Origin of the sequence: Kribbella sp. NPDC051718, from assembly GCF_040681515.1 — a bacterium.
Classification (GTDB): domain Bacteria; phylum Actinomycetota; class Actinomycetes; order Propionibacteriales; family Kribbellaceae; genus Kribbella.
In genome coordinates, this window is record NZ_JBFAYZ010000005.1 from 379826 (window position 1) to 392288 (window position 12463).

A 12463-nucleotide genomic window follows, 5' to 3' on the forward strand; every position below is an offset into this window, starting at 1 on the left:
GGTGGCCCCGCGCTGGTCAGGCGGCAGCAACACTTCATTGTAATCCGGCCACCAAGTCCGGACCTCCCACGACCCCCTCAACGGCGCGCCCAACCGGTACCAGTCCACCCTCCGTACTGGTACCGGTAGTACACAAAGTCCAGTGTTCAACTGTTCCTGGTCTGCCGTAGCGGTCTCGCCACGACCCGCTTCTCCACCTGCTGCTCCTGCTTGAACTGCCGCACCTTGACCAGCGACGCCACGTCGATCACGTCGGCGACGGACTTGTACGCACCGTCCTCGCCGTACGGTTCGGACGCCTCGCGCCAGCCGCGCGGCCGGACCTTCAGCTGCTTGCCGAGCAATGCGACGAAGATCTTCGCCTTCTGCGCGCCGAAGCCAGGAAGAGCCGACAACCTGGCCAGCAGGTCGTCACCACTCTTCACATCGGCCCAGACCGCCGAGGCGTTACCGCCGTACTCCTCGTCCAGATGCTTGGCCAGCGTCTGGATCCGGGCCGCCATCGCGGTCGGGAACCGGTGCACGGCCGGCGGGCCGGCCACCACCTCGACGAAACCGTCCGGGTCGTAGGCGGCCACCGTGGACGGATCGAACGGGCCGTCCATTCGTTGCGCGATCGCAACCGGACCCGCGAAGGCACGCTCCATCGGGATCTGCTGGTCGAGCAACATGCCGACCAGCAGCGCGAACGCGTCTCTGCTCAGCATCTCGTCGGCGTCGGGCTGCTGTGCGAGGCACAGCTTCTTGCTGCGTGTCGAAGTCACCTCAGTCCTCCCCTTCGTCTGCCTTCACGGCAAGCACCGGACACGGAGCATCGAGCAGCACCCGCTGGGCGTTGCTGCCGAGGATGAGCTTTCCGACCGGGGACCGGCGCCGCAGACCGATCACGATGAATTCCGCGTGCACCTGCTCGGCGACGGCCACCAGGTCCTCCGCCGGATCAAGTCCACGCACCAGCTGCCGCACCTCGTAGGGCACGCCGGTCGAGTCGAGCTGTTCCCGTACCTCCGTCAACGCGGCATCACTGGCCGCGGCCTCGTCGCTGTCGAAGCTGCGTCCACCCCGGTGCGAGTTCACCACCACCAGCTTGGCGTCGCGCAGCTTCGCCTCCTCTGCCGCCCGCCGGAGCGCCGCGCGCCCTTCGGCCTTCGGCACATAACCCACGACGATGGTCGTCATCGACTTGCCTCACCTCCGGGTGTCCATCACCTGAAACGGTCGACCCGTTCCGAACGATACTGCCCTGAACCCGCTCCGGCATCTGTGGAAATGCACGATCTGTGTCGCGACCGTGACGCTTGGGCAATTGCGCCCGCAACACGACCGTGACCGGACCAGTACCCAACCCGGCTGCCGAACACCGTCCCCCAACGGTTCACGTCTCCATACCCGCCCTGTCGCGGTCTAACCTTCGTGGCGCACACCTTTGCAGGGTTGCGACCCGCCGCGCCAGCCCCCTCTTTTCCTGACGGACAGCGACCGGTACGCCGTTGCCTTCGGCAAGGGGCGTACCGGTTCCACCGGGCTGACCCCGGTTCCGCCTGTGTCCTTCGTTGTCTTGCGGCGACTTACGCGGTTAACCCGCTCAGTCGATCGGCCATTCGTGAACCGGGAGGTTCTCGTGCATGTGGTCGCGGTACCGCCGCAGCATGCCCCGCAACGCGTCCTTGCGACCGTGCGAGCCCTTTGTATACAGGCGGTGGAACTCATCGGCCTGCCAGGAAGCGCCGTTGCGATTGGTCAGGCACCGTTGCTCGATGATGCCCAGCAAGCGATCCCGGGCGGCCGGGTCGACGCCCCACGAATCGAGCCCGCGCGATGCCAGCGGCAACAGCCGCCGCAGGACCAGCTCGGTTGCCCGGGCCGTACCGACTCCTGGCCAGAACACCTCGGCGTCGATGCCTTGCCGGGCCGCCTCGTGGAAGTTCTCCTCGGCGGCGCTGAACGACATCTGCGACCAGATCGGCCGCTCGTCGTCGGCCAGTGCTCGGACCAGACCGAAGTAGAAGGCACCGTTCGCCATCGTGTCGACGACCGTCGGGCCGGCCGGCAGCACCCGGTTCTCCACCCGCAGATGCGGCTTCTCCCGGACGACGTCGTACACCGGGCGGTTCCAGCGGTAGATCGTCCCGTTGTGCAGGCGAAGCTCCGAAAGAGCCGGGGTGTCGCCGCGATCCAGCACGGCGATCGGGTCCTCGTCGGAGGTGACCGGCAGCAAGGCCGGGTAGTAACGCGAGTTCTCCTCGAACAGGTCGAAGATCGAGGTGATCCAGCGTTCGCCGAACCAGACCCGCGGCCGGACGCCCTGCGTCTTCAGCTCGTGCGTGCGGGTGTCGGCGGCCTGCTCGAACAGGGCGATCCGGGTCTCCCGGTTCAGTTCCTTGCCGAACAGGAAGGGCGAGTTGGCCCCGATCGCCAACTGCACGCCGGAGATCGCCTGGGCCGCGTTCCAGTACCGCGGGAACGCCTCGGGCGTGACCTGCAGATGGAACTGTGTCGACGTACAAGCGGCCTCGGGCACGATGCTGTCGGCGGTGACCTGCAGCCGCTCGATCCCGTCGATGGCGATCTGCACGTCCTCGCCGCGGGCCTGGAAGATCTGGTCGTTCAGCAACGCGTACCGCGGGTTGGTGCTGAGCGCCTCGCGGTGGATGTGCTCGGTTAGCAGGGTCGGCAGGATCCCGACCACGACCATCGACGAGCCGGTCCGCTGCGCCTTCTCCTCGGCGGCGTTCAGGCTGTCGCGGATGGACTCCTCCATCCGGGTCAGACCGGTGCCGTCGATCTTGCCCGGCGGCACGTTGATCTCGATGTTGAACTGACCCAGCTCGGTCTGGAACGCGTCGTCCTCGATCGCGCTCAGCACCTCGGAGTTCTTGAACGCCGGATCGCAGTTCTCGTCGACCAGGTTCAGCTCGATCTCGATCCCGGTCATCGGCCGCTCGGCCTCGAACCGGGACTCGCGCAGCATCCGCGCGAACGCGTCCAGATTGCGATGGACCTGGTTGCGGAACGCGGTCCGATCCGCCCGGGTGAACTCGACCCGGTCGACTTCCTCGCCCATCAGCGCCTCCCCTGTCAGGTTCCCTTGCCTCAGTCTGCCCGAAGCGCGCTTGATCCGGGACGCTTGTCGCGTCGCTGTTCACCCGCTGGTACGCCGGTGCGGCTGATCAGAGCGGTTCCCCGGTCGCCGAGAGCGGAAACACGATGAAGTGATCGCGGACGATCCGGTGCGGCGTCTCCCCCGCCGCGGCCATCACCTCGGCGAGCTCGGTCAGTACACCGGGGGCCAGCTGCAACTCGTGTTCGCCGGGGTGCTTGTCCGAACCGAAGTCGAAGTCGACACCGGGCTCGGTCGTCAGCTCGATGTGCGTGCCGAGGACCAGGTCAACCGGATTGCCCGCGGCAACGAACGCGGCCAGCCGGGCGACGCTCGCCTGGAAGACGGGCCAGTCGAAGACGTACAGCCGGCCCGGGTACAGCGAGTCACCGGTGAGCAGGAGCCGGGTCGAGCGGTCGTAGTAGGCGACGTGCGAGGCGTGGTGGCCGGGGATCGGGATGATGTCGAGGACTCGATCGCCGAGGTCGAACTCCACGATCTGCTCCGGCCAGGCAGTGATACCGAAGTACTCGGCGACCGCCTCCGCCGACTTTCCGACGACGGTGTCGAACTGGTCGTCGCCGCCGACGTGATCGCCGTGGCCGTGCGTGTGCGCGACCACCAGCTCCAGGTCGCGGCCGGCCAGCAGCCCGTCGACGATCCCGCGCAGGTCGATGTGGCCGGTGCCGGTGTCGAGCAGCAGGGCTCGCTCGGAGCCGAGCAGGAGGTAGATGAACGGGCCCTCGAAGTTGGTGTGGAGAGCCTGCCGGATGATCGCGGTCCGGTCGTCGTACCAGAAGATCTGGTGCTCGGGCGTGGTCGTCGTCGTGCCGTCGTCCCAGGCGGGGAAAGTCGTCATGGGGCGATCGTGCCAGGGCGGTGGGCCGAATTGTCGGTGGTTCCGGGGAGACTGGGTTCCGTGCGTACCGATCCGTCCGTCCTGCACGTCGACCTGGATGCGTTCTTCGCAGCGGTCGAGCAGCGGGACAAGCCCTCCCTGCGCGGCAAGCCCGTCGTCGTGGGCGGCATCGGCCTGCGCGGAGTCGTCTCCACGGCGTCGTACGAGGCACGCAAGTACGGCGTGCGGTCGGCGATGTCGACCGCCGAGGCGCGCTCGCGCTGCCCGCACGCGGCGTACCTGGGGCCCCGCTTCGAGGTTTACCGGGAGGTGAGCAAGGCGGTGATGGCGCAGATGCGTGCGTTGTCACCACTGGTCGAGCCGCTGTCGCTCGACGAGGCGTTCGTCGACCTGGCGGCGGCCGGCTTGAGCAACCTGACGGTCGACGACGTCGAGGCGATCGCGAACGATCTCAAGGCGGCGATCAAAGAGGCGAGCGGCGGGCTGACCGCTTCGGTCGGGGCCGGTACGTCCAAGCTGATCGCGAAGATCGCGAGTGATCTCGACAAGCCCGACGGAGTCGTCGTCGTGCCGGCCGGCACCGAGGCCGAGTTCCTCGCGCCGATGCAGGTGACGGTGATCCCAGGCGTCGGGCCGGCAACCGCGCAGCGGCTCAGCATGGCCGGGGTCCGGACGGTCGGCGATCTGCAGCAGCTGGATCAGGACGAGTTGATCCGGCAGGTCGGGTCGGCGCACGGGTCGAGCCTGCACCGGCTCGCGACGGCGTCCGACGACCGGCCGGTGGTGAGTGATCGGGAGACCAAGTCGGTCAGCGTCGAGGACACCTTCGAGACCGACATCATCGACCGGTCGTTGCTGGCGGCCATCGGTGACCGGATGGCGCACAAGGTCTCCGAGCGGCTGCAGAAGGCGCAACTGTCCGGCCGGACCGTGACGGTGAAGACGCGGATGCACGACTTCACGACGCACACCCGCTCGTCGACACTGGCCGGCCCGACCGACGATCCGCGGGTGATCGCCCGGATGGCGCGCCGGTTGCTCGAGGACAGCGACATCTCCGGCGGGCTTCGGTTGCTCGGGGTCGGGGTGTCCTCGCTCGCCGACTGGATCCAGGACGACCTGTTCACGGAGAGCGAGCACGCGGCGGAGGTACCGGTCGAAGGGATCGAGTTGCCCGAGCGGCCGCGGGACCGGCTGTCGGCCGGGTACTACCCGGGGCAGGACGTCGTGCATACCGAGCACGGCGAGGGCTGGGTCTGGGGTTCCGGGCGCGGGCTCGTGACGGTCCGGTTCGAGACCGCGCAGACGCCGGCCGGGCCGGTCCGGACCTTCGCGGTCACCGACCCGGAGCTGACGAAACATGCCCTTTCAGGCGTCGAGGACGACAAACCGGCCGAAACCGGCCAAGATGGGCTGAATGACTGACGTCCGCGGCGGGGTGTACCCGTTCTGCCGAGCCTGCACCGCGTCGTCGACAGCCTGGCGAGCGCCGGATGCGGCGACCCGGCTGAGTGGCATGGGCAGTCGCTTCTACGGCCATCGAGACGTCTGCCCGGACTGTGGTTCGTCGGTGCGGACGCTCTACTCGACCTTCCTGCTGATCCCGGTCGCCTTCCGCGGCCGGTTCCGGATCATCCGAACCGGCGGCCGCAGCTTCGTCGGCCGCCGCCTCCTCGATGGGCCGGCCGCCGTGCCTGCGTTCTCGGAGGAGCCGCCGCCGTCGGAGTTCAAGGACCACCCCGAGCTGGTCGACGCGACGTACGAACAGGCCGAGGCGCACTGGGCCGCTCGCGACTCGGCGGGCGCCTTGCCGTTGTACGAGGCTTCGCTGGCCGCTTGCGAGAAGGTGCTGCGGGCCGACGATCCGGCGACGCTGCAGGTCCGGCTCCGGGTGGCGCAGGCGCTGCTCGCGACCGGTGACTATGCCTCGGCGATCGGCTGGTTCGAGCTCATCACGCCGCAGCTGGTCCGCGTCTTCGGCGCCGAGCACAAGCTGACCCGGATCGCCGTCGAAGGCGAGACCGGCGCTCAGCTGATGGTCGGCGGCCCGCGGGCGGAGATGAAGCTGCTCGGCGAACTGGTCGAGCAGGACGAGAAAACCCTCGGCCGGCAGAACGCGAAGGTGCTCCGGACCCGCGCGGCACTCGGCCGGGCGACGATGTTCGCCGATCAGCTCGGCGCCGCGGTCCAGGTGCTGGAGCTGACGCTTGCCGACAGCATCGAAGGCCTCGGCGGCGATCACCCCGACACCGAGACCTACCGTGCTTTCCTGCTGGAGGCGTGCGAGGCGACCGACCTCCGCGGCAAGCGGAAGGACCGCGAGCTGTCCGCGGAGGCTCGGCGGCGGTGGACGTTAGCTCCTAAGTCGGACTGACAGACACGTCACGCAGCCTTCCAGTTTCTCGAATTCGCTGATGTCGACGACGACCGGGGTGTAGCCGCGCTCGCGGAACAGTTCGGCGGTTTTCGGGGCGGAGGCAGCCATCAGGAGCCGGTCCTCCCCCAGCAGCACGACATGCGCGCCGCCTTCCTCGGGTACGGCGAGGAACTCCGGAAAGGCGGCCGGGTTGTCGGTCAGCGGCTCGTAGCCGATCACCGTGCCGTCGGGCAGTGCGGTCACCGCCGACTTCAGGTGGAGGACCTTCTGAACCGGTACTGCGACCACCTCGGCACCAAGCGGCTCGAGGTGCTGACGCAACTGGTCGATGCCGGCCTGGTTCGTCCGGCCGCCCAGGCCGACGTACACGGTGGAACCGACCTTGAGGATGTCGCCGCCGTCGAAGGTACCGGGGTCGGTGACATGGGCGATCCGGTAGCCCTGAGCGGCCACGGCACGCTCGGCCTCGGCAGCTTCCGGCCGGCGCTCGTCGGCTCCTGCCCGGGCGATCACGGCGAGGTTGCCGTAGACAACCATCGTGTCCTCGACGAATACGCCGTCCGGGCAATCATCGACCGGCGGCACCTCGACGGTGCTCCAGCCGGCGGCAGTCAGCGCATCGACGTACTGCTGCCATTGGCGTTGGGCGAGCTCGAAGTCGACGGGGACGCGTTCGAGGTGGGTGAGCAGGCCCTCGGCGAGGCGTGGGCTCGGGCGGCGGACGAGTGCACGAACGGTGACCATCCGAGCAGGCTAACCCGGGCACGCATGAAGGCGGCCGATGCGGGTACCGGGCGCCCACAGCAGCTTCAATTTGGAGGACGTGCGTATGCCGAAGATCCTGCAGCAGACCGGTGGCGATGTGGTCGAGGTCATCCTCGCCGACCATCGCTGGTTCGAGGAAGCCTTGCGTGAGTTGCGCGACGTACAGGCTGATCGGGCCGCGGTGCTGTCGGATCTGGCGACCGTGCTGATCGCGCATGCCGAGGCCGAGGAGTCGACGGTCTATCCGTCGTTGCGCAAGAAGGACGCGATCGACGCCGAAGAGGTCGAGCACTCCGAGCACGAACATGACGAGGGCAACGAAGCGCTGCTAGCGCTGATGGAGGTCGAGGACACGTCGAGCGAGGAGTTCAGCGACAAGACGCACGAACTCTCCGAGGCGCTGTCGCACCACCTCGACGAGGAGGAGCGCGACGTCCTCAACCCGGCCAAGACCGATGTCGCTGCGGACGACCGGGCCAAGCTCGGCGAGGCCTTCGCCGCCGAGCGTGCCCGATTGATCGACAGCGGCTGCGGCTCGATCGAGAACGTCCGCAAGTTGGTCGAGGAAGCGAAGAGCTAGCAGCGCCCACCGCCGGCAGGTGGGGTGCTGCGGTGGAGCCTGCCGGCCTTGAGCACGGGCCAGTCGCCAGAATCGGCGTCAGTGCGACTGGCCCGTGCCCAAGGCGGCGGGATCGTCTCGGGGGCGGTCCCATAGGGTCTGCGGGATGGGGCGCCGTCGGTATCCGTTGCTGGAGCATCCGGGGTATGTGCGCTTCTGGACCGCGGACGCGGTGTCGATGGCGGGGTCGGCCTTCACCGCGCTGGCCGTGCCGATCATCGCGAAGCTCACTCTGCACGTCAGTACGACCGAGCTGGGGATCCTGCGTGCGGCCGCGTGGATGCCGTATCCGCTGTTCGGGCTGCTCGTCGGCGTCTACGTCGATCGGCATCGCCGCCGGCCGCTGCTGATCGGCTCTGACTTCGCGCGCGCCGTCGTGCTCGGCATACTTCCGCTCGCGGCCGCCCTCGACGCGCTGACCTATCCCCTGCTGGTCTGCGTCACGTTGGCGTTCGGCTCTCTCTCGATCGTGTACGACGCGGCGCATCAGTCGTTCCCGCCGGTACTCGTGCCCAAGCCACTGCTGACCGCGGCCTACGCCCGCCTGGAGCAGAGCGCTGCCGTTGCCCAGAGCGCCGGTACACCGTTGGCCGGCGTGGTGATCGGCATCATCGGCGCGCCGCTCGCGATCTTGCTCGACGCCATCTCGTACCTCGTCTCGGCCATCCTGCTCAGCACCGTCCGGACCCTCGAACCGGAGGTTGCCCTGGGCAAGGATCAGCCGCGGCATCTGCGCCGCGAGATCCGCGAGGGGCTGAATTGGGTCTACCGCAACCCTGCCTTCGGCCCGGTCACGCTGACCTCGCACCTGTGGTTCATCGGCCAGGGTCTGCTCACGACGGTCTACCTGGCGTACGTCCTCGGGTTCGACCACGGTGGGGCGGCGGCGCGTTCTTCCGGTGCCGTCGTACTCGGCGTCACCTTGGGCTTCACCGGGATCGGCTCGGTGCTCGGGGCCGGTGCCTCCAGCTGGTACGGACGCCGCTTCGGCGTCGGACCCGGCATCATCGTGTGCCGTTGGCTCAGTCCGCTCGCCTATCTGACGGCGCCGCTGGCCGGTGACTCGCTCGGCGGCATCGCGCTGCTGTGCGCCGGGCAGCTGTTGTTCGGCATCTCGCTAGGCCTCGACGGCCCGATCGAGATGGCCTACCGCCAGTCCATCACCCCAGCCGGACTGCTCGGCCGGATGAACGCGACCACCCGCTCGCTCAACCGCGCGATGATCGTCGTCGGCGCCCCACTCGGCGGCATCCTCGCCGACCACTACGGCATCCACCTGGCGCTGTGGGTAGGAGTCACCATCATGGTTATCCAGGCCCTCTGGCTGAACCTCAGCCGCTTCCGCCACGCCCGCCTCCCAGACTGACCCGAGGACGGTCAGTGAGCTCATCGAGTGGCGAAGGGCTGGTCCGAGGGGACGATCTCCTTGCCGAGTGGGAGCAGCGAGATCGGGATCAGCTTGAAGTTGGCCAGGCCGAGCGGGATGCCGATGATCGTGACGCAGAGCGCGATGCCGCTGACGAGGTGGCCCAGGGCCAGCCACCAGCCGGCCACGATCACCCAGATGATGTTGCCGAGGACGGACCCGGCGCCGGCGCTGCGCTTGTCCACGACGGTCCGGCCGAACGGCCAGAGCGCGTAGCCGGCGATCCGGAACGACGCGATGCCGAACGGGATCGTGACGATCAGGATGCAGCAGATCAAACCGGCGACGACGTAGCCGACGGCCAGCCAGAAACCGGCCAGCACCAGCCAGATCAAGTTCAGAATCGTTCTCATGCCCTCCAGCCTGCCACCCGGCGGGTGTGCTCGAGGGTCAATCGGGCCACCAGTCCGGGATCATTCCGGGGCATCCAGTGGCCTCCCCTGACCACCTGCACGCTCAGGTTGGGGGCCCACCGCGCCACGTCGGTCTGCATCGGCGTCGTCACGAACGCATCCCCGTCGGGCGAAACCGCCAGCACCGGTACGCCGGTACGCCGCTCCCGCGGACGCGCCAGCCGCTGCAGCACGTTCGCCCGGTACAGGTTGAGCCCGTTGACGTAGTCCCCCAGCGAGCGCTCTCCCTCGGCAGGAGTCGTCCCGCCGGCGCTGCGCTCGAGCCGGCCGAACACGCGATGCGCCCACCCCTTCCGCCAGCCGCGCTCGGGCAGCCACGGAAGCTGGAAGTAGAAGACGTACCAGGAGTGCATGAGCTGTTTCAGCCCTTCCCACGACCGCCACCGGCTCCGCAGGAAGTAGCCCACGTGATCCAGCGACGGCCCGGAGATCGACACGAACGAGACGATCCGCCCCTGCAGCCGCTCACTCGTCACGAAGTGCCACGACTGGATCGATCCCCAGTCGTGCGCAAGCAGTTGCACCGGCTGCCCGGGCGATACCGCATCCAGTACCGCGGTGAAGTCCTCCTCGAGCCGCTCCAACCGGTACGCCGCCCGCTGCCGCGGTTGGTCCGACTCCCCCGCCCCGCGGACGTCGTACGTGATCACCCGGAAGTGCTCGGCCAGCCTGCGCGCGACCGGCTCCCAGAGCGTCGCGTTGTCCGGATAACCGTGGATCGCGATCAGCACCGGGGCCGTCGCGTCGCCGTACTCGTAGACGGCGATCCGCGTCCCGTCGGCGCTCGTCACGTAGCGCACGATCTCAGTAGTCCTCGACGCTCAGGATCTCGAATTTGATGCCTGCGGCAACCAATCGCCGGCGCAGCGCCGGCCCCATCGCCGACGCCGTGGTGACCTGGCCGGACGTCTCGGGCAGCGAGTCGAGCGCCAGCGAGAGCGCGCACTCGGCCAGCATCTTGGCGGTCTCGCCGTAGCCCGGATCGCCGCCCGAGACCTCGGTGACGACGCGCTTGCCGCCGCCTTCGCCGACGAAGCGGGCCTTGAACCAGGACTTCGCGCGGCGATCCTCGCTCGGCCCCTCACCGGTCTTGATCCGGCTCAGAATCGCCTTGCGAGCCGGCGGGATCTGCGCGGCGACGGCGAGCAGACCGATCCCGGCGATGCCACCGGCGACCACGGGCAGCTGCTTCACGGCCGCGAAGTGGGAGTACCGGAAGTCAGGTCCGTACTCGTCCAGCAGCACGGCCGAGTTCGCCACGATCTGCGGGTCGACGGTCGGCAGCGGGACGGCCCAGAAGCCTTGGCTGCGGTGGATCCTGCCGGTCACGACCTTGACCGACCGGCCCTCCGGACGCGGCTGGGCCCGGCGACGGGCGCGGTGGGCGTCGAGGTTCTGCTTGCCGCGGGAGAGGGCGGTGATCACGGTGTGCAGGGTGCCGCCCGACGGTTTGCCGCCGGCCCGGATCATCCCGTCGACCTTGATCGGGACGTTCTTCGGCAACTGCTCGACGGTGTACTGGACGCCCAGGTCGTACGGGATCGAGTCGAAACCGCAGCAGTGGATGATCCGGGCGCCGGTCTCGACCGCCTTCGCGTTGTAGGCGACGTACATCCGGTCGACGAACTCGGACTCGCCGGTGAGGTCGAGGTAGTCAGTGCCCGCTTCGGCACACGCGGCCACCAGCGGTTCGCCGTACCGGACGTAGGGGCCGACCGTGGTGACGACGATCCGGGCTGCCTCGGCGATCTTCTTGAGTGAGACGGCGTCGTCGACATCGGCGATGAGCAGGTCGACGTCGACACCCAGCTTGGAACGGACCGCCTCCAGCTTGGTGCTGTTGCGGCCGGCCAGCGCCCACTTCAACTCGGCCGGGGCGTTCTTGGCCAGGTACTGGGCGGTGAGTTCGCCGGTGAAGCCGGTCGCACCGAAGATGACTACGTCGTACGGGCGGCTCATCGGTTGGCGGCCTTTTCGGAGTCGGCCTTGCCGCCGGCGCCCGAAGCGCGTGAGGAGGCTGCAGCGCCTCGGGCCTCGATGTCGGCCAGTGCGGCGCGGTCGGCCTTCGGCACGTTGAAGCGGGCGCCTAGCTCAATCACGTGCGGGAGCAACGTGCGGAAGATCTTCAGCACGCTGATCCAGCCAGGCACGTGGATCACGCGAGAGCGCTTCCTGATGCCCTGCTCGAGCTTGTCGACAGCGAACTCGAGGGGGTACGTCTTGCTGATCAGCGGGACGCCGGTACGGACCTTGCCGAACACTGGGTGCTCGTCGACACCGCGCACCATGTCGGTGTCGACGAATGTCAGGTGCGCGACGCCGACGTCCACGCCGAGGTGCTTCAGCTCGGACCGGAGGCTGTTGCCCATCGCCTCGACACCGGCCTTGGCCACGTTGTACGACGCGAGCCCGGGGATGTGGACGATGGCGGCCAGCGACGACACCAGGAGCAGATAGCCCTTGCTCGCCAGCAGGTGCGGCAGCGTCAGGTGCACGGTCCGCCAGACGCCGTACAGGTCGACGTCGAGAACGCGCTCCCAGACGGCCGGGTCCATGCTCCGGGTGAAGCCGGGTGCCGCGATGCCCGCGTTGGCGATGACGACGTCGATCCGGCCGTAGCGCTCGGCGATCGCCTCCACCGCGGTCCGCAGCGAGTCGGTGTCGGTGACGTCGGCCTCCCACCAGCCGGCGTTGGGACCGCAGTCCTCGGCCACCTTCTTCAGCTCGTCAGGCTCCAGGCCGACCAGCGCGAGCGTGTCGCCCGCGCCCGCCAGCCGGCGTGCGACGGCCGCTCCGATCCCGCGGGACGCGCCGGTGATGAGTACGACCTTGCCAGCCATCGTGACCTCCGCCTGTTGAGTGGATACTCAACAGTAAGTGCTTGTTGACCGATTACTCAATACA

12 protein-coding genes and 1 pseudogene are annotated in these 12463 nt (G+C 68.4%); 4 read left to right on the plus strand and 9 right to left on the minus strand.

Features of this window, described 5'->3' with window-relative positions:
• Positions 1-146: 146 nt before the first annotated feature.
• The 4 genes from AB0M15_RS21085 to AB0M15_RS21100 all read right to left on the minus strand — a co-directional run bounded on the left by AB0M15_RS21085 (position 147) and on the right by AB0M15_RS21100 (position 3959).
• Positions 147-764 (minus strand): HhH-GPD-type base excision DNA repair protein, encoded by a 618-nt coding sequence (locus tag AB0M15_RS21085; RefSeq protein ID WP_343979024.1) that lies wholly within the window; start codon positions 762-764, stop codon positions 147-149.
• A 1-nt stretch (position 765) separates the two neighbouring features.
• On the minus strand, positions 766-1179 hold the full coding sequence (locus AB0M15_RS21090) for a universal stress protein (protein WP_020388269.1): 414 nt from the start codon (positions 1177-1179) through the stop codon (positions 766-768).
• 406 nt (positions 1180-1585) lie between these two features.
• On the minus strand, positions 1586-3064 hold the full coding sequence (locus tag AB0M15_RS21095; RefSeq protein ID WP_363821334.1) for a glutamate--cysteine ligase: 1479 nt from the start codon (positions 3062-3064) through the stop codon (positions 1586-1588).
• Between the two features lie 106 nt (positions 3065-3170).
• Positions 3171-3959: an MBL fold metallo-hydrolase gene (locus AB0M15_RS21100; protein ID WP_363821336.1), complete on the minus strand. Its 789-nt coding sequence runs from the start codon at positions 3957-3959 to the stop codon at positions 3171-3173.
• A gap of 60 nt (positions 3960-4019) precedes the next feature.
• On the opposite strand from AB0M15_RS21100, the gene AB0M15_RS21105 reads away from it, so the two are divergent.
• Positions 4020-5384 carry a DNA polymerase IV gene (locus AB0M15_RS21105; protein ID WP_363821339.1) on the plus strand — a complete coding sequence of 455 codons (1365 nt, stop codon included), beginning with the start codon at positions 4020-4022 and terminating at the stop codon, positions 5382-5384.
• Positions 5377-6333: a tetratricopeptide repeat protein gene (locus AB0M15_RS21110; RefSeq protein WP_363821341.1), complete on the plus strand. Its 957-nt coding sequence runs from the start codon at positions 5377-5379 to the stop codon at positions 6331-6333. The genes AB0M15_RS21105 and AB0M15_RS21110 overlap by 8 nt, the downstream gene beginning before the upstream one ends.
• On the opposite strand, the gene ddaH is transcribed toward AB0M15_RS21110, so the two are convergent.
• Positions 6313-7080 (minus strand): dimethylargininase, encoded by a 768-nt coding sequence (gene ddaH, locus AB0M15_RS21115; protein ID WP_363821344.1) that lies wholly within the window; start codon positions 7078-7080, stop codon positions 6313-6315. The two genes, AB0M15_RS21110 and ddaH, sit on opposite strands and share 21 nt — an antisense overlap.
• A gap of 85 nt (positions 7081-7165) precedes the next feature.
• Between ddaH and AB0M15_RS21120 the strand changes: the two genes are divergently transcribed.
• Together AB0M15_RS21120 and AB0M15_RS21125 are read left to right on the plus strand one after the other, a co-directional pair.
• Positions 7166-7681: a hemerythrin domain-containing protein gene (locus tag AB0M15_RS21120; protein ID WP_363821346.1), complete on the plus strand. Its 516-nt coding sequence runs from the start codon at positions 7166-7168 to the stop codon at positions 7679-7681.
• A gap of 145 nt (positions 7682-7826) precedes the next feature.
• Positions 7827-9086: an MFS transporter gene (locus AB0M15_RS21125; RefSeq protein ID WP_363821348.1), complete on the plus strand. Its 1260-nt coding sequence runs from the start codon at positions 7827-7829 to the stop codon at positions 9084-9086.
• 20 nt (positions 9087-9106) lie between these two features.
• Here the strand turns inward: AB0M15_RS21125 and AB0M15_RS21130 are convergent, their stop codons facing one another.
• The 4 genes and pseudogenes from AB0M15_RS21130 to AB0M15_RS21145 all read right to left on the minus strand — a co-directional run.
• Positions 9107-9499: a YccF domain-containing protein gene (locus AB0M15_RS21130; protein ID WP_363821350.1), complete on the minus strand. Its 393-nt coding sequence runs from the start codon at positions 9497-9499 to the stop codon at positions 9107-9109.
• The gene (locus AB0M15_RS21135; RefSeq protein ID WP_363821352.1) at positions 9496-10359 is read right to left on the minus strand and encodes an alpha/beta fold hydrolase; all 864 of its coding nucleotides are present in this window, start codon (positions 10357-10359) and stop codon (positions 9496-9498) included. Before AB0M15_RS21135 ends, AB0M15_RS21130 begins: the two co-directional genes overlap by 4 nt.
• 4 nt (positions 10360-10363) lie before the next feature.
• Positions 10364-11518 (minus strand): saccharopine dehydrogenase NADP-binding domain-containing protein, encoded by a 1155-nt coding sequence (locus AB0M15_RS21140; protein ID WP_363821355.1) that lies wholly within the window; start codon positions 11516-11518, stop codon positions 10364-10366.
• Positions 11515-12402, minus strand: a pseudogene (locus tag AB0M15_RS21145) (SDR family oxidoreductase); the annotation flags it as partial. The pseudogene AB0M15_RS21145 and the gene AB0M15_RS21140, both read right to left, overlap by 4 nt.
• Positions 12403-12463: the final 61 nt, after the last annotated feature.